This is a genomic window from Halanaerobium hydrogeniformans, assembly GCF_000166415.1.
Taxonomy (GTDB): Bacteria; Bacillota; Halanaerobiia; order Halanaerobiales; family Halanaerobiaceae; genus Halanaerobium; species Halanaerobium hydrogeniformans.
The window spans coordinates 388,629-408,842 of sequence record NC_014654.1 but is presented as its reverse complement, the minus strand read 5'-3'; the positions used below and the strand labels follow the sequence as shown (position 1 = coordinate 408,842).

20 protein-coding genes, 2 tRNA genes and 1 other RNA gene are annotated in these 20,214 nt (G+C 37.3%); 1 reads left to right on the top strand and 22 read right to left on the bottom strand.

Annotation, left to right across the window (positions count from 1 at the left end):
- Positions 1-26: 26 nt before the first annotated feature.
- From metG to HALSA_RS01690, 21 genes are all read right to left on the bottom strand, one after another.
- A complete protein-coding gene (gene metG / locus HALSA_RS01785) occupies positions 27-1,985 on the bottom strand; it encodes a methionine--tRNA ligase (protein WP_013404929.1) in 1,959 nt (652 codons plus the stop codon).
- 31 nt (positions 1,986-2,016) lie between these two features.
- Positions 2,017-2,877 (bottom strand): 16S rRNA (cytidine(1402)-2'-O)-methyltransferase, encoded by an 861-nt coding sequence (gene rsmI, locus HALSA_RS01780; RefSeq protein ID WP_013404928.1) that lies wholly within the window; start codon positions 2,875-2,877, stop codon positions 2,017-2,019.
- Positions 2,878-3,603 carry a tRNA1(Val) (adenine(37)-N6)-methyltransferase gene (locus HALSA_RS01775; RefSeq protein ID WP_013404927.1) on the bottom strand — a complete coding sequence of 242 codons (726 nt, stop codon included), beginning with the start codon at positions 3,601-3,603 and terminating at the stop codon, positions 2,878-2,880.
- A gap of 4 nt (positions 3,604-3,607) precedes the next feature.
- Positions 3,608-3,928: an initiation-control protein YabA gene (locus HALSA_RS01770; RefSeq protein WP_041595749.1), complete on the bottom strand. Its 321-nt coding sequence runs from the start codon at positions 3,926-3,928 to the stop codon at positions 3,608-3,610.
- A 14-nt stretch (positions 3,929-3,942) separates the two neighbouring features.
- Positions 3,943-4,749, bottom strand: coding sequence for a PSP1 domain-containing protein (locus HALSA_RS01765; RefSeq protein WP_013404925.1), 807 nt, complete (start codon positions 4,747-4,749; stop codon positions 3,943-3,945).
- A gap of 24 nt (positions 4,750-4,773) precedes the next feature.
- A complete protein-coding gene (gene holB, locus HALSA_RS01760) occupies positions 4,774-5,763 on the bottom strand; it encodes a DNA polymerase III subunit delta' (protein WP_013404924.1) in 990 nt (329 codons plus the stop codon).
- A 12-nt stretch (positions 5,764-5,775) separates the two neighbouring features.
- Positions 5,776-6,135 (bottom strand): cyclic-di-AMP receptor, encoded by a 360-nt coding sequence (locus HALSA_RS01755; RefSeq protein ID WP_013404923.1) that lies wholly within the window; start codon positions 6,133-6,135, stop codon positions 5,776-5,778.
- Complete coding sequence (gene tmk, locus HALSA_RS01750) at positions 6,135-6,761, bottom strand: dTMP kinase (protein WP_013404922.1); 627 nt, start codon at positions 6,759-6,761, stop codon at positions 6,135-6,137. The genes HALSA_RS01755 and tmk overlap by 1 nt, the downstream gene beginning before the upstream one ends.
- A 152-nt stretch (positions 6,762-6,913) precedes the next feature.
- Positions 6,914-7,864, bottom strand: coding sequence for a thioredoxin-disulfide reductase (gene trxB, locus HALSA_RS01745; protein WP_013404921.1), 951 nt, complete (start codon positions 7,862-7,864; stop codon positions 6,914-6,916).
- A 113-nt stretch (positions 7,865-7,977) separates the two neighbouring features.
- Positions 7,978-9,444, bottom strand: coding sequence for an IMP dehydrogenase (gene guaB / locus HALSA_RS01740; protein ID WP_013404920.1), 1,467 nt, complete (start codon positions 9,442-9,444; stop codon positions 7,978-7,980).
- A 300-nt stretch (positions 9,445-9,744) separates the two neighbouring features.
- The gene (recR, locus tag HALSA_RS01735) at positions 9,745-10,344 is read right to left on the bottom strand and encodes a recombination mediator RecR (RefSeq protein WP_013404919.1); all 600 of its coding nucleotides are present in this window, start codon (positions 10,342-10,344) and stop codon (positions 9,745-9,747) included.
- The gene (locus tag HALSA_RS01730) at positions 10,344-10,652 is read right to left on the bottom strand and encodes a YbaB/EbfC family nucleoid-associated protein (RefSeq protein ID WP_013404918.1); all 309 of its coding nucleotides are present in this window, start codon (positions 10,650-10,652) and stop codon (positions 10,344-10,346) included. The genes recR and HALSA_RS01730 overlap by 1 nt, the downstream gene beginning before the upstream one ends.
- Position 10,653: 1 nt before the next feature.
- The gene (dnaX, locus tag HALSA_RS01725; protein ID WP_013404917.1) at positions 10,654-12,462 is read right to left on the bottom strand and encodes a DNA polymerase III subunit gamma/tau; all 1,809 of its coding nucleotides are present in this window, start codon (positions 12,460-12,462) and stop codon (positions 10,654-10,656) included.
- Positions 12,463-12,528: 66 nt separating this feature from the next.
- Positions 12,529-12,794: signal recognition particle sRNA large type (gene ffs, locus HALSA_RS12540), an RNA gene on the bottom strand.
- Between the two features lie 29 nt (positions 12,795-12,823).
- A tRNA-Ser gene (locus tag HALSA_RS01720) sits at positions 12,824-12,915 on the bottom strand.
- 133 nt (positions 12,916-13,048) lie between these two features.
- Positions 13,049-13,139: transfer RNA gene (locus HALSA_RS01715), tRNA-Ser, on the bottom strand.
- 1 nt (position 13,140) lies between these two features.
- The gene (tadA, locus tag HALSA_RS01710) at positions 13,141-13,590 is read right to left on the bottom strand and encodes a tRNA adenosine(34) deaminase TadA (RefSeq protein ID WP_013404916.1); all 450 of its coding nucleotides are present in this window, start codon (positions 13,588-13,590) and stop codon (positions 13,141-13,143) included.
- Positions 13,591-13,692: 102 nt separating this feature from the next.
- The gene (locus HALSA_RS01705) at positions 13,693-14,436 is read right to left on the bottom strand and encodes a SagB/ThcOx family dehydrogenase (RefSeq protein ID WP_013404915.1); all 744 of its coding nucleotides are present in this window, start codon (positions 14,434-14,436) and stop codon (positions 13,693-13,695) included.
- Positions 14,437-14,973: 537 nt separating this feature from the next.
- The gene (locus HALSA_RS01700) at positions 14,974-15,243 is read right to left on the bottom strand and encodes a hypothetical protein (protein WP_160143044.1); all 270 of its coding nucleotides are present in this window, start codon (positions 15,241-15,243) and stop codon (positions 14,974-14,976) included.
- A gap of 341 nt (positions 15,244-15,584) precedes the next feature.
- Positions 15,585-16,670, bottom strand: a complete 1,086-nt coding sequence (locus HALSA_RS01695; RefSeq protein WP_013404913.1) for a DegT/DnrJ/EryC1/StrS family aminotransferase — start codon at positions 16,668-16,670, stop codon at positions 15,585-15,587.
- A 6-nt stretch (positions 16,671-16,676) separates the two neighbouring features.
- Entirely contained in the window at positions 16,677-17,642 is a 966-nt protein-coding gene (locus tag HALSA_RS01690) for a Gfo/Idh/MocA family protein (RefSeq protein WP_013404912.1), read from the bottom strand.
- 237 nt (positions 17,643-17,879) lie between these two features.
- Here HALSA_RS01690 and htpX point away from each other — a divergent pair, with 237 nt between their 5' ends.
- Positions 17,880-18,710: a zinc metalloprotease HtpX gene (gene htpX / locus HALSA_RS01685; RefSeq protein WP_041595748.1), complete on the top strand. Its 831-nt coding sequence runs from the start codon at positions 17,880-17,882 to the stop codon at positions 18,708-18,710.
- Positions 18,711-18,775: 65 nt separating this feature from the next.
- Here the strand turns inward: htpX and HALSA_RS01680 are convergent, their stop codons facing one another.
- Complete coding sequence (locus tag HALSA_RS01680; RefSeq protein WP_013404910.1) at positions 18,776-20,014, bottom strand: sensor domain-containing diguanylate cyclase; 1,239 nt, start codon at positions 20,012-20,014, stop codon at positions 18,776-18,778.
- Between the last annotated feature and the right edge of the window lie 200 nt (positions 20,015-20,214).

Here is a 20,214-nt window from a genome sequence, read left to right as displayed (position 1 = left end):
ATAGTAATTTCCTGGATATTTAAATATTATTTTACCTGACTACCATTAGCGATCTCATCACTAACTGCAGATAAAACCATATTACCATCTGGATCAGTTGCTGCCAGAATCATTCCTTCTGATTTGACACCAAAAATAGTTGCAGGTTCAAGATTAGCTACAACCATAATTTTTTTGCCTATCACATCTTCAGCACTGAAATGCTTTGCTATACCAGCTACCAGCTGTCTTTTTTCTAACCCAATATCAACTATCAATTTCAGCAGTTTGTCACTACCTTCGATTTTCTCTGCTTCCAGTATTTCTGCTACCCTGATATCGGCATTCATGAACTCCTCAAAGGTAATCCTATCTTTAATTTCAGTTAAATCCAAATTCTTTGCCTCCTCAGATTTTTCGCTTTCTTTTTCTTTTCTGGCCTCAACTTTTTCATAATACTCTTCTAAATCTATTCTGGGGAAAATAGCATCTCCATTTACAATTTTAACATCAGATTTTAAGCCACCCCACTTGACTGCTTCCCAGTCAGCATTTTTAATCTCACTCAAATGACCGATCTGCTCACCAATTTTAAGAGGTGTTTCTGTTAAAAATGGTTTTAACATTACAGCTATTATTCTTAAGGATTCTAAAAGGTTGTAAAGAACTGTTCCCAATCTCGACTTTTTGCTTTCATCTCTACCGAGTATCCAGGGGGTAGTCTGATCAATATATTTATTTGTTCTCCGAACTAGATCCCAGATTCTTTCCAGGGCGACCGTATATTTTAATTCTTCCATTTCTTTTTCTACTTCAACCTTTATTTTAGCGGTTAAATCTATCAGCTCCTGATCAACCGCTTCTTTTTCTCCTACAACAGGAATATTACTGTCAAAATACTGTTCAACCATAGATACAGTCCTATTAAGTAGATTACCCAGATCATTTGCCAGATCAGAATTGATTCTCTGGATTAAAGCCTCTGTAGAATAAGTTCCATCAGTACCAAAAGCAACTTCTCTCAGCAAATAATAGCGGATCGCATCTTTGCCAAAGTCATTAACTAAAACAACCGGGTCAACAACATTCCCCTTTGACTTAGACATCTTCCCTGACTTACTTAAAAGCCAACCATGACCAAAAACCTGTTTGGGTAGTTCCAGATCAAGGGCCATTAAAATAATCGGCCAGATAACAGTATGAAAACGCAGAATATCCTTACCAACCAGATGTAAATCAGCCGGCCAGTAGTGCTCAAAATTTTCTGGATCGCTTTGATAACCAATAGCTGTAATATAGTTGCTTAAAGCATCAATCCAGACATAAATCACATGATCTTCATCGATCGGAACCGGGATTCCCCAGTCAAAGGTGGTTCTTGATACACTGAGATCATCAAGTCCATTTTCTATAAAACTGATCATTTCATTCCTTCTGCTTTCAGGTTCTATAAATTGCGGATGTTCTTTTATATGTTCAAGCAGTCTATCTGCATATTTGCTCATTTTAAAGAAATAGCTCTGTTCTTCAACCCACTCTACCGGTCGGTGACAGTCGGGACAGACCTTTTCTCCTTGCTCTTCCTCGAGCTGTCTTTCCGACCAGAAAGATTCACAGGGAGTACAGTACCAGCCTTCATATTTCCCTTTATAAATATCACCTTTATCATAAAGTTTTTTAAAAATTTTCTGCACAACTTTTTCGTGCCGCTCTTCTGTGGTCCTGATAAAATAATCATAATCGATATCAAGTTTTTTCCAGAGTTCTTTAAAGCTTGCTACTATTTCATCTACATATTCTTTGGTGTCCTTACCTTCTGCTGCTGCTTTACGCTCTATTTTTTGCCCGTGTTCATCAGAACCGGTTAAAAACATGGTATCATAACCATGCATCTTCTTATAGCGAGCGATGGTGTCAGCAGCCACAGTTGTATAGGCATGACCAATATGTAATTTATCACTTGGATAGTAAATCGGGGTTGTAACATAATATGTATCTTTACTCAAATTTATCATCCTCTCTCTTGTATTTAACTGCTTAATCTTTATCGACAGAAATTGCGATTGCTATTTTATAAACTTCGCTTTTTGGCATTTCACGTAATTTGGCCACTTTTTTTATGGCCTCTTTTTTGCTGATTCCACTTGCCATCAAAAGTTTAAGATGCTCTAGAACACTGAGTTCTTCCCAGCCTTCACTTTCTTCTTTGATCTCCTGGCGGCCAGCTATGACGACCACGATCTCCCCTTTTATCTGCTGGTCTTTAAGCTCTAAATAAAGATCGCTTATTGTTCCATAATATTTTTCTTCATGCATTTTGGTTAACTCTCTGGCCACAACGGCCTCTCTCTCAGCAAGTTCCGAACTGAATTCCTGCAGATCTTTTAAAGTATCCTTTAACCTGTAAGGAGATTCATAAAAGGCTGTGGTTTTTTTCTCAAGGGAAAGCTCCTCGATAAACTGATCTCTTTCTTTACCTGAGCGGGGTATAAAAGCTCTGAAAACAAAAGAAGAAATATCAAGCCCGGAAACTACAAGAGCTGCCAGAAAAGCACTGGGGCCAGGAATCGGTATCACTTCGATCCCTTCTTTTACTGCTGCCTTGATTAAAATCTGACCCGGGTCAGAAACGGCAGGCATCCCTGCATCACTTAAAAGGGCTATATCCTGTTCTGAATGCAGGCGTTCTATTAATTCTTTGCTTCTTTTTTGCTCATTATGTTCATGATAACTCAGCATTTTTTTCTCTATTGAAAAATGATTTAAAAGTTTTTGACTGCGGCGGGTATCCTCACAGGCAATTAGATCTACCTTTTTAAGAATATTAATCAAGCGCTGACTGCTGTCTTCTAGATTGCCGATCGGGGTACCACAGATATATAATTTTCCTTTAGCCAACTAAGAATCCTCCCCATAAATCTCTTTTAACTCTTCGGTATACTGACTGCTGTCTGGCTGATAAATAATTAAAACCGGTTCAACTCTTAACCCCGGTTTTGCACCAAGTTTTGCCTGCAGCAAAAAAATATCTGCTTCTTTATCCTGACGGGCCTGAACAAAGCGCAACTTTTTAGCCTGACAGTTGTACTTAGCCAAAAGCTCTATTACCTCGGTCAACCTTTCGACCCTGTAAACAAGATAGAAAAGCCCACCAAATTTTAAAAGATGAGCTGCAGCTGCAATAACATCTTCTAGCTCTGCATGGATCTCATGTCTGGCAGCAGCTAAATACTTGTTAGCTTTTATCTTACCAGCATCTACAGGCAGATAAGGGGGGTTAGAAACTACAACATCAAATGAGCCAGCTTCCATTTCTTGCTTAAGCGGGCAGAGGTCCTGATTGATTATTTTTATTTTATCATCCATCTGATTGAGCTCCACATTTCTTTGAGCTAAATCTGCCAGCGGTTTTTGAATTTCAACCCCACTAACCTTTACCCCCTGATTTTTATAGGCTAAAAGCAGGGGAATAACTCCACTACCTGTGCCGAGATCGATTACATTATCTCCCCTGCGTAGTTTAACAAAATTTGCCAGCAAAACCGAGTCTGTACCAAATTTAAAAAAACGGTTATCCTGAATTATTTCAAGTTCTTCTTCTATTAAATAGTGAATCTCTTCCATAAAACTATTTCTCCTTACCCTGATTTTCCATTAAATTTAAACAAAAAAGACAATCTCCCTTTCTCTTTTCACCAAAACTTAAGGGACAGACATGATAACCTTCATCATAGATCCTGATCAAATTACTGTAACCCTCTTTTTTTACTACAGCTTCTTCTGCCTTTTCTTTAAAAAGCAGACTTTTGAGTTCGTCATTTTCTCGCTGTAGTTCTTCATTTTCCTGATAAAGTTGATAGGTAATGTCCTTAAGTTTATGGAAACGAAGTGAGAGTGCCTCTATCTGTTCCTGAAAATGGGCAAGGGTTTTAAGTATTTCCTGATCCATCATTACCCTTCCTTTCAATCTCTTTCATAATTTTCTAAATCATCTACCTTGATTTCCAGGTCATCTTCTGTTCCAACATCAACAGTAACTGTGTGTTTGACTAAATTGCGGTCTACAACCCTGGCTTTACCCATCTCAAGTTCTACCTTTTCACCTATATTAGGCATTTCTTTTTTCAATTTGCGGTAGGTTGTAGCTTCATACTGCAGACAGCACATTAAGCGTCCACATAGTCCTGAAATTTTGGAAGGATTTAATGATAAATTCTGTTTTTTTGCCATTTTGATAGATATAGGCTGAAAATCACGCAAAAATGTAGCACAGCAGACAGGAAGTCCACAGGGACCTAAACCACCAAGCATCTTTGCTTCATCCCTGACACCGATCTGTCTTAATTCTATTCTGGTTTTAAAAATTGCTGCTAAATCTTTAACCAGTTCTCTAAAGTCAATCCTGCCGTCTGCTGTAAAATAGAAGATGATCTTATTGTGATCAAAAGTATATTCCACATCGATCAACTTCATGAGCAGTCCATGTTCATCAATTTTTCTATAGCAAATATCATAGGCTTCTTCTTCAAGTTCCTTGTTTCTCTCATGTATTTCTCTATCTTTTAAAGTTGCCTTTCTGATTACATCTTTAAGAGGTGCAACTATCTCCTCTTCTGTTACCTCTTTTTTTCCTACAACTACTTCTGCATATTCTATTCCGCGGGCGGTTTCGACTATTACATTGTCCCCGGCTTTTATTTCAATATCTCCTGGATCAAAATAGTATATTTTGCCAGCTTGTTTAAAACTTACTCCAACTACCGTATACATTAAATTATACACCTCAATTATTATCTATTCTGAATCAGGCTGGCGCAGTTTAAAAAATAATACCTGCAGGCTCAGTTTGGCCCTTACATTTCTGTTGATATATTCCTCAGTCCTGGCTATTAAATCCAGTTTATTAATAATCTCATTTTCTTTCATATTAGCTGCGAGCCTTTTTAATTCTTTCAGATAATCCTTATTTTTTACCGCTTCTAAATAATCTTGCTTAATCATCATTATATCGCGATACCAGTCTGATAGCAAATCAAAGCAGGGGAAGTCTGCTTTGAGTAAAGAAGTTAATTTTTTAGTTAGTTTAAAAATTTGAATGGTGTTTTTTTTATCTATATCTGTTAAAAAATCGTAAATATCTTTTCTTTCTTCAAAAAAGTTTTCTTTTTCTGCTGCAGCCAGGGCCTTCCCCGGACTGCCCTGGGCAGTTCTACTTAAAATTTCTGCCTTTTCTGCTGCTATTCCCTTTTCAAGCAGCAGCTTTTTGATTTTACCCTGGGCCAGATTTTTTAGTTTTAGCTGCTGACAGCGGGATATTATCGTAGGCAGCAGTCGGCTCGTATCCTCTGCCAGCAGAATAATTGTTGCAAAAGAAGGTGGGTCTTCTAAGGTTTTCAAAAGACTGTTGGCAGCTTCTTTGCTCATTTGATCTGCTGACTCTATAATATATAGCTTTTTTTCGCTTTCATAAGGTTTGTAGGCGATTTCTTTTTTCAGTTCTCTAATTTGATCTATGGAAATAATATTTTTGTTCTCCAGAATAGAGATTATCTTAAAATCGGGATGGTTTTGATGCTCCATTTTACGACAGCTGATACATTTATCACAGCTGTCAAGTTCTTCTTCCCGGCAAAAAACTGCCTTCGCGAACTCATAGCCAAGTTTGGATTTTCCAATTCCAGACTGACCGCTGAATAGATAGGCATGACTAATCCTTTGTTTTTCCATCTCATCCTGAAGTATTTCTACAGCATCTTCCTGTCCTAAAATAGAATCAAAACTCATAATTCAACTCCTCTACAGCTTAACAAATTGCTCAACATCTATAATAAAGACTGTTGCTCCACCAATTTTTATTTCCATCGGAAAAGAATAATAACCTTCCAGTGAATTAGCCACAGGTGACATAGGTGCAACCGTTTTGCTCCTTGCCTGACACTCTTCTTTAATGATCTCTAATACCTCATCAACATGTTCTCTGTCAGAACCGATTATAAAAGTGGTGTTTCCCTCTCTTAAAAATCCACCTGTTGAAGCCAGCTTGGTAGCCTGAAAACCTGCAGCTGTCAAAGCTTCTAATAGATCTGCAGCATCATGGTCATGGACTACAGCAATTACCATTTTGATGGTTTTACCTGCTTCTGCTCTTTTTCCCATTAGAATAACCTCCTGGTAATTATATTTTTGACCTCCTGATGAACCTCTTCTTCAGCCAAATTACCATCTACAAGGGCAAATCTATCTCTCTTTACCATCTCTAAATAGGCCTTTCTAACTCTCTGATGAAAAGAATCTGCTTCTCTTTCCAGGCGGTCTCCATTTAAATCAAAACTGGAGGCCCTTGCTCTCTTTAAACCTTCAGCAATAGCTACATCCAGAACAAAGGTTAAATCAGGCCAGCGGGAATCAATAACCCAGTCGTTGATCTTATATACCAGCTCATAATCCAATCCTCTTCCAGCTGCCTGATAGGCTAAATTAGAATCTGCAAATCTATCTGAAATCACTACTTTACCGGCTTTTAAAGCGGGTTTAATAACATCCTTAAAATGCTGAGCTCGATCTGCAGTATAAAGGAGAATTTCTGTTCTGTAATCCATATCCTCATGAGCGGGATCAAGTAATAATTGGCGGATTTTTTTACCCAATTCTGTTCCTCCCGGTTCTCGGGTAATCACGACTTCTTTGCCCTCTTTTTTCAAATAATCACCCAAAAGTTTAATCTGGGTTGATTTCCCGGAACCTTCTATCCCCTCAAAAGTAATAAAAAAGCCTTCTCCCAAAACAGCCAGCTCCTCTCTAAAGCTTTGTTAATATTATCTCATTGTATAATAATTATACAATATGCAGGCATTTATTGCAATAAAAGAAAAGCCCGCTCCAGTCCAGCTGTCATTAAACTGACAGCAGCTAAAGCCGAGCTCATTTTTAAAGATTATTTTGCTTTTTTATCATGTTTTTCTTCCAGGTATTCAGCAGCTTCAATGGCAGCTTTCGCCCCACTCCCTGCCGCGATCACAACCTGTCTGTAATCAGGGTCCTGCACATCTCCTGCTGCAAAAACACCTTCAAGATTGGTACGCTGCTTATCATCTGTAATAATATATCCGTAATCATCTAATTCCACAAAACCATTTAAGCATTTAGTTCTCGGCTGATGACCGATTGCGACGAAAAATCCATCCACATCTAAATCAGATTCTTCTCCTGTCTTATTATTAAAAACTCTTATTCCTTCTAATTTATCTTCACCATGAAGGTCTTTAACTTCTGTATCCCAGACTATTTCTATATTGTCCAGGTTTTTTACCCTATCACCAAGTCTTTTAGCTCCTCTAAATTTATCACGACGGTGAATAATATACACCTTAGAGGCAAATTTAGATAAAAAGGTTGCCTCCCATAAAGCTGTATCTCCACCACCAACTATTGCAACATCTTTTTCCTTAAAGAAAGCTGCATCACAGGTAGCACAGTAAGACACACCATTACCCCGAAGCTTATCTTCTTTCTCAAGGCCAAGGGTCTTCGGTTCTGCACCTGTAGTTATGATTACCGTTTCAGTTTCATATTCTTCCATATCAGTTTTAACAATATAATTATCACCTTCAGGCTTTAGATCTTCAACACTTTCGTATTCTAAACGAACATCAAAGTTTTCAGCCTGTGCTGTCATCTTTTGGGTTAATTCAAATCCTCCGATCGGTTCGGGAAAACCAGGATAATTTTCTAATTCAGAAGTAGTTGTAATCTGACCCCCTGGCTCAGGTCCTACTAAAACCAGTGGATTCAAGCCAGCCCTTGCCCCATAAATTGAAGCAGTAATCCCTGCTGGGCCTCCACCGATTATTATTAACTTTTCTTTTTTTCTCTTTTCTTCACTCATCACTAACGCCCCCTGTAATTAAAACGATTATAATAACAAACCACAACTATAAGAATAATATGCTTTGCTAAAAATTTCTGTTAAGTTAATAACAATGGTCCAAAACATATACCTTAATCATTAAAGCTGTAGTTAGGAGCTTCTTTAGTAACTTTTACATCATGAGGATGACTTTCTCTTAAACCTGCTGAAGATATTCTAAGCAGCTTAGAATCTTTGATTAAACTCTCTATATCAGGAGTTCCACAGTAACCCATCCCAGATTTTAAACCACCTACCAATTGATAAATAGTTTCCGAAAGTGTACCTTTATATGGTACCCTTCCCTCTATACCTTCTGGAACAAATTTTTCTGTTTCGGTTTCTTCTTCCTGGAAGTAGCGGTCCTTGCTTCCCTGTTTCATAGCACTAACAGAACCCATACCTCTATATACCTTAAAACTTCTTCCTTTATAGATTTCCAGTTCTCCAGGACTTTCTTCCGTACCGGCTAAAAGGCTTCCAATCATAACCGAATGAGCACCTACAGCTATGGCCTTTGTTATATCACCTGAATATTTTATACCACCATCTGCAATAACAGTTTTTCCATATTTATCAGCTGCTTTGGCAGCATCGTTAATAGCAGTAATCTGTGGTACCCCAACACCTGCTACAACCCTTGTTGTACAGATTGAACCTGGACCAATCCCAACCTTTACTACATCTGCCCCAGCTTTGATGAGATCTTCTGTAGCTTCTGCGGTCGCAACATTACCGGCTATTACTGTTAAGTCAGGATATTTTTCTTTAATAATTTTAACTGTATCGATAACCCCCTGAGAATGACCATGAGCAGTATCAATTACGATAATATCTACTTTAGCATCTACCAAAGCAGCAACCCTATCCATGGTATCATCTCCGGTACCGACAGCTGCAGCAACCAGCAGCCTTCCCTGCTTATCTTTGGAAGCATTAGGATATTTCTTGGCTTTTTCAATATCCTTGATGGTGATCAGACCACTCAATTTGCCATCTTCATCAACTATGGGTAGTTTTTCTATTTTATGTTCTCTCAATTTAGCCTTTGCCCCTTCAAGATCTGTACCAACCGGAGCGGTTACAAGTTCTTCATCTGTCATAACCTCTGAAACCGGACGATCATAATCTTCTACAAAGCGGAGATCTCTGTTTGTTAAAATACCTACCAGAATATTGTCCTTATCAACTATTGGTACACCGGAAATATGATATTTTGACATCAGTTCTTCAGCCTCACTGATCAAAGCATCTGGTGAAAGAAAAAATGGATCGATAATAACTCCACTTTCTGATCTTTTTACCCTGTCAACCTCTGAGGCCTGTCTTCTAATGGACATGTTCTTATGGATAACACCCAATCCACCTTCTCTGGCCATTGCGATCGCCATATCAGCTTCGGTAACAGTATCCATTCCAGCCGAAATAATAGGTGTGTTTAAATAAATATCATCAGTTAACTTAGTTCTAGTGTCTATATCTCTCGGGACTACATCAGATTTCTGTGGTTGTAATAAAACATCATCAAAAGTTAAAGCTTCTTTAATTATTTTATCCATTACTCTACCCCCTGTATTATTTCTTAAAATTTATCCATTACCACCCTGTCATAATAATGCAAAATGTCTTTATTAAAATGAAATTTTTAACTAATTTATCAATAATTACTACTATTCTATAATCTAATATTTTATGTATTTTAACAAAGCCAGGTCCCAATGTCAAGCGGCTGAATTGATATTGTGATTATCTTATCATAATCGCAGATTAAATCAGCTTGGTGAAATTTCACCATAAGAGAAAAAAACAATATAGAAAAAGAGCCCGACTAAAGGCTCCTAAAATTTGCTTATCTGAAATTATATTTCTCGGCGGCCTTCTAAAGCCTTAGAAAGGGTTACCTCATCTGCATATTCTAAGTCTCCACCAACTGGAATTCCGTGAGCAATTCTGGTCACTTTTACCCCAAGTGGTTTGATCAACTTTGCCAGATACATAGCGGTTGCATCTCCTTCAGCATTAGGATCAGTCGCTATGATTATTTCTTCTACCTCGCCTTTTTCTAAACGGGGCATTAAGCTACGGATTTTAATTTGATCAGGGCCGATCCCATCCATCGGTGATATTGCTCCATGTAAAACATGGTAAAGCCCATTATATTCTCCAGTTTTTTCCATAGCAACCACATCACGAGGACTTTCTACCACACAGATTATTGAAAGATCACGCTCATCTGAGCTGCAGAAAGAACAAATATCACCTTCTGTTAAATGATTACATCTTGAACAGTAATTGATCTTATCCCTGGCTTCAATCAAAGCATCAGAGAGGGTTTTTACCTCATTTTTACTCTGGCCGAGAATATAAAACGAAAGTCGGCGGGCAGTTTTAGGCCCAATACCGGGCAGTTTACTCAGCTCGCCAATTAATTTTCCCATCGGCCTGGGATAGGGATTCATTACGGCATCCCTGGTAGATTCATCCCACCAGTTACCTTACCCATTTCTTCATTTACCATTTCTTGCATCTCACGCATTGCCTGGTTAACAGCTGCTAAAATAAGGTCTTCCAGCATTTCTACATCATCTGGATCTACAGCATCAGGATCGATCTGTAAATCTACTAATTCCTGCTTACCATTAACAACAACTTTAACGGCTCCACCACCGGCAGTTGATTCTAAAGTTTTTTCTTCAAGTTCTTCCTGCATCTTAGCCATCTTTGTCTGCATTTGCTGTGCCTGTTTCATTAATTTTTTCATATCCATTTTAGTTGCCTCCTTTTTTTTCTAAAATTGTTTCATCAACTTCAATTATCTCTCCAGAAAATATTCTGGCAATTTCTTTTATGCCAAAACTCTGATTTTTATCTCTTTGAGAGCTTTTTTTGGCTGAAGTAGAACTTTGAAAGTTAGTATTTTCTCCAGCTGCTTTATCACTTCTACTTTGACTGCTTTTTTGCTCATTTAGCGATTTTTTTTTATAATCACCAAGTATAAATTCTAATTCAACATATTGATTTAAAAGACTGCCGATAACATTAGAGATCAGGGACTGATTTGACCTTGCTCCCTTAAAGTGAAATTTTTTGTCTTCTGGAAACACGATGATGATCTTTTTGCCTTCAACAGCAGTTGGTTCAGCTTCTCTTAATAAAGCCTGAACTGAAATATCGCGTTTTCTAATTTCACTTAAAAGCTTTGCCCAGTAATTTTTTACTTTTTCCAGGCTGAGATCTCCTTCGGCAGAATTAGCTTCCTTTTGAGCTGGTACAGCCTTTTTTTGCTCAGGTTGAGCAGCTTTTTTATTTTGAGTGCTTTCTGCTTGAGTTTCTGCTTGCTTGCTGCTTGATTTTTTAGCTCTGTTTTCAACTTCTGGCTGAACTGGCTTTTGAACTTCTTTGTTGACAGCTATACTTCCTTTTTGCAGCAGATCATTTAATTTAAATTCCAGCTGAGAAAGTCTGGCCTCAAGAGAAGATTCTGCACTCTGCTTACTACTTAATTTTATAACACTTATCTCCAATTGTAAACGGGGGCTTGCACTGGAACGCAGTTTTTGCTTCAATTTAGCAAACTCATCTATAATATTGGTGATCCGAGTTGTGCTTAAATTGGCGGCAGCATCTGCCAGCTCTTCTAAATAACTCTGGGAGTACTCTAAAATACCTGAGTTAACCCCACACTCTTTTATTAAAAGCAGTTCTCTACAGTAAGCTACCAGTTCATCACTAAATCTTTCTATACCTAAACCAGCCTCAAGCTGTTTATCCAATAACTGCAGAGCTTTTTGACTCTGATTTTTGCTTAAATAAAGTAAAAATTCTTTTAATTTATCCTTATTAACCCTGCCCAGCATCCGGGCGATTTCTTCAGCGGCAAGCTGACCATCACTAAAAGATATTGCCTGATCTAAAAGGCTTATTCCATCCCTCATACCACCTCGAGCACTGCGGGCTAATATATCGAGAGCTGCTGCATCTATCTCATAACCTTCCTGCTCAGCTATATATTTTAACCTCATTTTTATATCTCCCAGGCTCAGTAAAGTAAAATCAAAGCGCTGACATCTGGACATAATGGTCGTAATAACCTTATGAGGTTCTGTAGTTGCCAGGATAAAAACAACACTATCAGGTGGTTCTTCAAGAGTTTTTAAAAGGGCATTAAAAGCTCCTGTTGTTAACATATGTACTTCATCGATTATATATACCTTATACTGTCCTTCTCCTGGATAAAATTTAACCTTTTCTCTTAACTCCCTTATCTCATCAATACCCCTGTTAGAAGCAGCATCAATTTCGATTACATCAAGTGAACTACCACTGCTGATCCTCTGACAGGAATTACACTCTCCACAGGGTTCTAAATCAGCTGCTGGATCTGCACAATTTAAGGCTTTAGCAAAAACCTTGGCAGTAGAAGTCTTACCTGTACCGCGAGGTCCGGCAAAGAGGTAAGCATGGGCCACCCTATCATTTTTTAAGGCATTTTTTAAGGTCTGGACCACATGATCCTGACCGATCAAATCTGTAAAATCTTCCGGCCGATATTTTCTGTAAAGAGAGAGAAAGGACATTTAATTCACCCCTAAATTATTATTATATAACAAAAACACCCTATTCCGGGTGTTAGAAAAAGATGGCCGCACACCTCAAATCGAGTTCCCCCTCCCAGGCGTTACCCTGGCAGTTGGCTCGAACCAGGCACCCTCGCGGCACATGAAGCGACTTACTTACCGCTGCTTCCTCCCGGACCTGACGGAGTTCATAAGACTTCATTGCGCGAGACCCAATTGTCAACACTACTTAACAGGGCCAGACCCTGAAAGAGAAAACCCTCAATGAGGCATCAATCCTGCTGTAGCGGTTTGCAGGTTACAGGGCACCGCTAACACCCCATTTAGTGCGGCCAAACTTTAAAAATCTATAAAATTTTAATGGCGGAGAGGGAGGGATTCGAACCCTCGGTAGGTGAAAGCCTACACCCGCTTTCCAGGCGGGCCCCTTAAGCCAGACTCGGACACCTCTCCAGTTTGGAAGTTAGAATTTAGAGATTAGAAGTTGGAAGTTGGATGAAAAATTAAGTACTATCACTCCAATTCTAAGTCTCCACATTTTAAGTTTATTTATAATTCTATGAATTCTCAGAAACGAACTGCCTTTTGGCGGAAGGAGAGGGATTTGAACCCCCGAGGCATATCATGCCTACTCGATTTCGAGTCGAGCGGTTTCAGCCAGACTCACCCATCCTTCCGTTATCTTAACTCACGGAAAAAATCTTTTAATAGCTGAGCGGCTTCTGCTTCCATAACTCCAGATACAACTTCTACCTGATGATTAAAACGATCATCACCCAGCAGTTGATAAAGACTTTTAACAGCTCCTGCTTTAGGATCAGCTGCTGCATAAACAAGCCTTTTTATCCTTGACTGCAAAATAGCTCCTGCACACATCGGACAGGGTTCTAGAGTTACATAAAGCTGGCAGTCTTCCAAGCGCCAGCTAGCCTGTTCTTTGGCAGCCTCTTTAAGGGCAATAATTTCGGCATGAGAAGTTGGATCTTGAGTTTGCTCCCGGAGATTAAACCCGCGACCAACTACTCGATCATCACAAACCACAACTGCACCGATTGGAACTTCTGCCCTTTGATAAGCTTTCCTGGCTTCAGCCAGGGCCATCTGCATATATTTCTGATCAAAGTTCATAGAATGTCTCCTGTATTTTTTGATTCAATTTTTCCTGCAACACAAACCATTATAACAGCTGATTTTGCATTTTGCAAGTGCTTTTTTCATTTAAGAAAAAAACTAATTTTCAAGCACTCCAATGGGCAGCAAAAGCAGTGGCTCATGATTTTCACTACCCAGAATAGATCTAACTTCATTTTCATCAAAAGCTCCTATCACAACACTACCCAGACCTAAATTTTCTGCCATCAAAAGCAGATTCTGGGCAGCATGGCCAGCTTCCATATGAACATAGCGCTCTCCTCTTTCTCCATAACGCCTTATAGTCCTCTCAAAAACAGCTGTGATAATAATGACCGCCCCTCCATCACCAACAGCAGATTGATTTAGGGCAGCAGCTTCCAGCTCAGCTGATTTAGCTTCTGAGCTAACTTCCAGCAAAGTATTTTCTGCCGGCTGATAATGGTAAATCCCGGCATCTATGTCCTCTACATCTTTTACAGCAAGAAAAATTTCTACTGCATCTGTTGCCCCGGCAGAAGGAGCAGCCCTGGTCGGCCCACTGATACCATCAACGGTAGTTCCGACTGTAGACCAGAGCAGTTTGGAAATATTATTAAAAGATATTTCTTCAGCCTGATAATCCCTAATCGATCTTCGAGCATAGATCAACCCTTCAAGTTCGGATTCTCTGATCTCAACTTCGGCTAATTCTACCTGATCACCATAAGAAAGGCTGTTCGCACTTCGACCGCCATCTCCATAGAGATAAAAATAAAGGAACATTACAGCAAATAAAAGAACTGCAAGCAAAAAATAATAGCCAAAACCACGAAATTTTTCAAAACCGGCTTTAAAGTTCATAGTACCTCCCCCGTTAAAGATTTTAAATTTTGCAAATATTTAGAGTATAAGTTAGTAATTCGACAAATTACCGAGTTAGTTTAATCATATGCTCATTTTAAAGAATTGACTTTTAGTCAGTTTGGCACTATAATGTAGTTACAAGGTTCTGAGGAAGTCCTAAAACGGATTGTTCGAAAGCAGTATTTTGAAATTCTTATTTAAGTAAATTTGCTAAGATTTAGGCGTAAGATCAAAGCCTATGAATTTACTATTGGAGATGACCAAAAGAATATTACTAAGGTATAGCTTTCTTTAGTAATAAATCTTAAGGAAATCAAAAATAGTAAAGGAGGACTAAATTAAAGCAAAAAGAAAGAATAAGAAAAGTAAAAAATGCTACACTACGAACAAGAAGTTGAGAAAGATTCGTCAGAACCTTGTTATTTTTTTGCCTAATTTTAGCTTTTTAAATTTATCTAAAACTGTCAAAAAACTCCATCCAAGCTATGTATTGGGTGGAGTTAAATTGTCTATTTATTTGGGTGGTGAGGTCCACTAATGGTATCTATTCAATTTCTGATACTGTTTTTTTAAATGCTCTATATTAAGTGTATTAACTTTTTTTAGAATTTCATCATACATGATTCTTGTCCGTAATACTTCTAAGTCTGCCTCAATTTTATCCAGCTTTTGATCGAGAGAATAATTTGAACAATCTTCTGTCATTTTATTAAATTCGGATTTTTCACTCATTTTAACCAACACTTCAGCAAACTCAGACAATTCTCTGCTGATCTCATCAACTTTTTTTAATTTAAAATCCATTTGTATCCCCTCCATTTTTGTATTCCCTCCATTTTTTAATCACAATTCCAATTTAAGACATTTTTCACAAAGTTGATAAATAAAAAACAGGGCTTTTTCCAAATTACTTAAATCCTCTGAATTATAATCTGAAATTACCCTGTTTAATTTTTAATATCTTTAATTAAATTATTTTGCTTTAATCTATTATTATTATTAATTATTTAGCTGTAGAATTATTATAACATATTTAAAGCTAAAAATATAGCTAAAAAGTCGAAATTTGTGATATTTTTGCTTTTTTTTATAATTTTTGTGTCATTTAAGCTCTAAAATCAGAATTTTTACTGTTGAGAGTTAATCTATTTATAGGCTTTGATTAGATCTACAATTTTCTGAAGTTCTTCATTACTTAAAGCAGGATGGACAGGTATTGAGATGATTTCTGCTGCTACTTTTTCTGTGACTTCAAAACTGAGTTCTCCATAACCAAGCTTTTTATAATAGGGCTGTTGGGTAACTGCAGAAGGATAGTGAATACTGTTACCTACCCCATTTTCACTTAAGTAGCTGGCAAAATCAGCCCGATCTTTTACTCTTAATGTGTACTGATGGTAAACATGTTTTTTATTAGCTGCTTTAGATGGTATTGTCAGCCAATCGAGATCTGCTAAGTTTTGATTAAAAAATTCTCCATTCTCTATTCTTTTCTGGTTAAAAGCTGCTAACTTTTCTAGCTGAGCTAAACCTATTGCTGCAGCCAGATTTGTCATCCTGAAGTTATAACCCAGAATATCATGGCTGTATTTTTTTGACTGACCATGATTAATTATTTTGGCAGCCTTCTGATGTAATTCTTCCTGATTTGTTAATACTATTCCACCTTCACCAGTTGTCATATTTTTGGTTGGATAAAAGCTAAAGGTTGAAAGATCACCAAAACTACCGACTTTTTTACCATCAAACTCCGCTCCATGGGCCTGTGCACAATCTTCTATTAAAATCAGATCATATTTTTCTACCAGCTCCATTATTTTGTCCATATCACAGCTTAAACCGAAGAGGTGAACTATCAGCAGAGCTTTAATATCTGGATCTTTTTTCAGGGCAGCCTCTATTTTTTCGGGATCTATGTTATAACTATCTTCTTTTATGTCGACAAAAACAGGTTCTGCTCCTGTATAAAGTATAGAATTTGAGCTGGCAATAAAGGTAAAAGGTGTTGTTATCACCTTATCTCCTTCACCAATACCTGCGGCAAGTAATGCTGTATGTAAGGCTGTTGTTCCACTCGAAACTGCAGCTCCATAATCACAACCGATAAAATCGGCAAAGTTTTTGGAGAAATTATTCACATATGAACCAGAAGCTAACATTCCACTGTCCATTACTTCTAAAACCAGTTCTTTTTCTTTTTTATTAACCAGAGGTTGGGCGATTGATATCATATATCTCTACTTCCTTCCTTTACTATAGATTCTTTTTTGAATTTTTTTAGTTAAACTTAGTGCTTCCAGAGCATCATTTGCATCTATCAGAGGTCGTGTTCCATTTTTTATTGAATTAATAAAATGTTTCAGCTGGCTTTTAAGTGGTTCTTTTTCTTCAACTATTATTTCTTCCAGCTCTGTTTTAGGCTGTTTTTTCTTGCCACCGAGCAATTCTCTCTTCTTTGTCACCAGAATTTTTCTCTGTAGATAATCCAGCTCAATATATGAGTCTTCGGTTGTGATCGTCAACTCTCTCACCTTTTTTTGAGTTATTCTACTTGCCGTTAGGGTGGCAACCGCACCATTGCTCATCACCATATTTGCTACAGCATAATCGATCAATCCATCAGAATGAGTTATTTTTCCATAAGCTTCAATATCAGAAATTGGACCGGAAACGATAGAATTGACTACATCTATGTCATGAATCATTAAATCCTGAATAACATCGGTATCACTTATACGGGGATCATAGGGACCCAGCCTTTTGCTATCAAGAGCTATTACTTTTTTATCTTTTAAGACCTCTGGTAAGGCCAGTACCGCCGGATTAAATCTCTCAATATGACCAACCTGAACTACCAGACCTTTTTGTTCAGCCTTTTTTATAATTTCTTCAGCTTCTGCAATCTCAGCTGTAATCGGTTTTTCTATTAAAACATGAACATTTCTTTCTAAAGCCGCCATTGCAATATCGTAATGGGTAGAAGTTGGAGTAGCAATATTTATAATATCAACCTCAGCAAATAGAGTTTCCAGATCACCATAACTTTTTACTCCATAGCTTTGAGCAATCCCTTCTACTCTTTTCTGATCATTATCATAAATACCTATAAATTCACATAAATGTTTTAATGAGAGATAATTTCTAACATGATGTTCTCCCATACTGCCGACCCCAATTACACCAACTTTTAATTTTTCTGTCATATATATCCTCCCTCTTTAAATTAAAAACTAAAATTTCAGTTATTTTAAGCCTAACTATAGTAATTATAGCAAAAAATCAAGGCAAATGATAGAACTTTTAGGCTTTTTTTAATCAGATTCTAATTTGTATTATTAGCATTTTTAAGTTAAAATTATATTAGGTAGAAATATATTGATTTAGAATTAATGGAAATTCATGATAATTTAAATAAATTAGATTTAAAAGGAGGTTTTATTATGCACCGTATAAAAACATTTTTACTGATGTTTTCTTTAACCCTTATCTTCCTTTTCTTAGGAGGTTTAATTGCTGGTGAGGATGGCCTTATTATGGCTTTTGTTTTTGCCATGGTGATCAACTTTATCAGCTACTGGAAAAGTGATAAAATTGCTATTAAAATGACGAAATCGCAACCTTTAAGTGAGGATCAAGCTCCTCAAGTTTATAAAATAGTGAGGAAGTTAAGTAGAAATGCCAATATTCCTATGCCTGATATTTATCTTACTCCTTCACAACAGCCAAATGCTTTTGCAACAGGTAGAAATCCTTCTCATGCTGCAGTTGCAGTTACAGAAGGTATCTTAAATCTACTCAATGAAGAAGAGTTAGAAGGGGTAATAGCCCACGAATTGGCTCATGTTAAAAATCGTGATACTTTAATCCAGACGATGGCTGCAACGATGGCAGGTGCGCTAGCTTTTCTAGCCAGAATGGGACGTTATAGAATGATTTTTGGCCGCAGACGTGGTAAAGGTAGTGGGCTGGTACAGCTCTTAGCAATTATTTTTGCTCCCCTTGCCGCGATAATGATTAAAATGGCTATTTCTCGTTCACGAGAATATTATGCCGATCAAAAAGGTGGTCAGATCTCTGGAAATCCTGAAGGCCTTGCAAGTGCTCTCGAAAAAATGCAGCGTTATTCCCAAAGGAGTCCAATGCAGGTTAATGAGGCTGCTGCCCACATGTTTATTATGAATCCTCTCTCCAGTGAAGGGATGGCAAAGCTCTTTAGTACCCACCCCCCAACAGAAGAAAGGATCAAAAGACTAAGAAAAAGAGGAATATAATATAGTTTTAAAAAAACAGTGCTCCTATCCGGCTCAGCTTGAGCCTGGAGGGAGCATTTTTTAATTTAAATATCGAATCTTTTATTAAATTTTTTCTGCAGTTTATTTTTATACATCCTTTTGTCTGCCCTATTAAAACAATCTTCAATATCTTCTGCACTGCTGTTGATTGTAGCAATACCCAGTGAAATGCTGAATTCTTTTTCTGAATCACTACAGTGGTTAATCTGCTTATATTCATTTTTGATCCGCTCACAGATTTCTTCAGCAATAGCCCAGTTTGTTTTGGGGAGGATTACAGCAAATTCGTCCCCACCTATCCTGGCAACTATGTCAGCTGCCCTGAGATTATTTTTTAATATTTTAGCTGTCAGTTTAATATAATCATCACCTGCATTGTGACCACAGCTGTCATTGATCTGTTTAAGATCATCAATATCACCAACTAAAATTGTAATAGGATAATCTCGTGAGTTTTTCAACCTCGCGATCTCTTCATTAAAAAACCTTCTGTTGTAGAGCCCTGTTAGTTCATCTTTTAAAGATAGTTCGGTAATCTTGCGTTCGATCTTTTTTTGTTCATCAATATCTAAATAAATCCCAATGATTTTAAGGGCTTTGTTATCTTCTCCTCTTTCATAGACCCGGGCCAGATTTCTGATCCACTTCCAATCGCCATTTTTACTCTTAACCCGGTATTCAACTTCTAAATAATCTTTGTTTTGATTAACTATTTTATCGATTTCTGCTGCAACCCTTTTTCTATCATCAAAATAGATATTTTTCAAAAGCAGCTTTTCATCCAATTTCTGAAAACCAGCGCGAAAATGGAAAAAATTCATATCTTCAGGATTTAAAAGTGAATAACCCTTTTGCTCTTCCCACTCCCATACCCCTATTTTTGCTCCCTTTACGGCAAGCCTGAACTTGTTTTCTATATTTTTTAGTTCAGCCTCTTTTTTTATTCTAAAGGTGATATCAACCATGGTGATCAAATAAAGTCTGTTTTCTAAAAAACAAAACTTGATCTCTACAAATTTTTCAGAGGCAAATTTATCTCTGATGGAAACTATCCCATAATAATCTTCCTGGCCCAGATGGCAGCAAATATCTTCTTTAACAGCTGGATCTTTTATGAGTTCATAAAAATCCTCTAGTTTCTGCAGTTCCGCCAGATTATAGCCGGTAATTCTTACCGCATTTTTGTTTAAATAAATTATGTTTTTTGCTTTATCAAATAAAAAGGCTCCCTCTATTAAGCTGTCTAATATTTTTTTTGCTGAGAGGACTAATATCCATGGCAAATCGCCCCTTTTAATTTTTCTTGCCGAGAACAGAATTCAAAGATCCAGACAGCTATTTAAAAAGCTCTCTATTTAATAATTCTCCAGCAAAAAGATTTATCCTTTTAATTGATGAAATATTCTCACTAAAAATGCTAGAGATTGAAATAATATCTTTAATTAAGTATAATTAGCTTAAGATCAAGAAATTTAATTTTTTA

Coding starts and splice junctions, on each gene's coding strand:
- HALSA_RS01775 (WP_013404927.1), bottom strand. CDS start 3,603: ATGGAAGAGATTCACTATTTAATAGAAGAAGAACTTGAAATAATTCAG.
- HALSA_RS01770 (WP_041595749.1), bottom strand. CDS start 3,928: ATGGATCAGGAAATACTTAAAACCCTTGCCCATTTTCAGGAACAGATA.
- HALSA_RS01765 (WP_013404925.1), bottom strand. CDS start 4,749: ATGTATACGGTAGTTGGAGTAAGTTTTAAACAAGCTGGCAAAATATAC.
- holB (WP_013404924.1), bottom strand. CDS start 5,763: ATGAGTTTTGATTCTATTTTAGGACAGGAAGATGCTGTAGAAATACTT.
- HALSA_RS01755 (WP_013404923.1), bottom strand. CDS start 6,135: ATGGGAAAAAGAGCAGAAGCAGGTAAAACCATCAAAATGGTAATTGCT.
- trxB (WP_013404921.1), bottom strand. CDS start 7,864: ATGAGTGAAGAAAAGAGAAAAAAAGAAAAGTTAATAATAATCGGTGGA.
- guaB (WP_013404920.1), bottom strand. CDS start 9,444: ATGGATAAAATAATTAAAGAAGCTTTAACTTTTGATGATGTTTTATTA.
- recR (WP_013404919.1), bottom strand. CDS start 10,344: ATGAATCCCTATCCCAGGCCGATGGGAAAATTAATTGGCGAGCTGAGT.
- HALSA_RS01730 (WP_013404918.1), bottom strand. CDS start 10,652: ATGGATATGAAAAAATTAATGAAACAGGCACAGCAAATGCAGACAAAG.
- dnaX (WP_013404917.1), bottom strand. CDS start 12,462: ATGTCCTTTCTCTCTCTTTACAGAAAATATCGGCCGGAAGATTTTACA.
- tadA (WP_013404916.1), bottom strand. CDS start 13,590: ATGAACTTTGATCAGAAATATATGCAGATGGCCCTGGCTGAAGCCAGG.
- HALSA_RS01705 (WP_013404915.1), bottom strand. CDS start 14,436: ATGAACTTTAAAGCCGGTTTTGAAAAATTTCGTGGTTTTGGCTATTAT.
- HALSA_RS01700 (WP_160143044.1), bottom strand. CDS start 15,243: ATGGATTTTAAATTAAAAAAAGTTGATGAGATCAGCAGAGAATTGTCT.
- HALSA_RS01695 (WP_013404913.1), bottom strand. CDS start 16,670: ATGATATCAATCGCCCAACCTCTGGTTAATAAAAAAGAAAAAGAACTG.
- HALSA_RS01690 (WP_013404912.1), bottom strand. CDS start 17,642: ATGACAGAAAAATTAAAAGTTGGTGTAATTGGGGTCGGCAGTATGGGA.
- htpX (WP_041595748.1), top strand. CDS start 17,880: ATGCACCGTATAAAAACATTTTTACTGATGTTTTCTTTAACCCTTATC.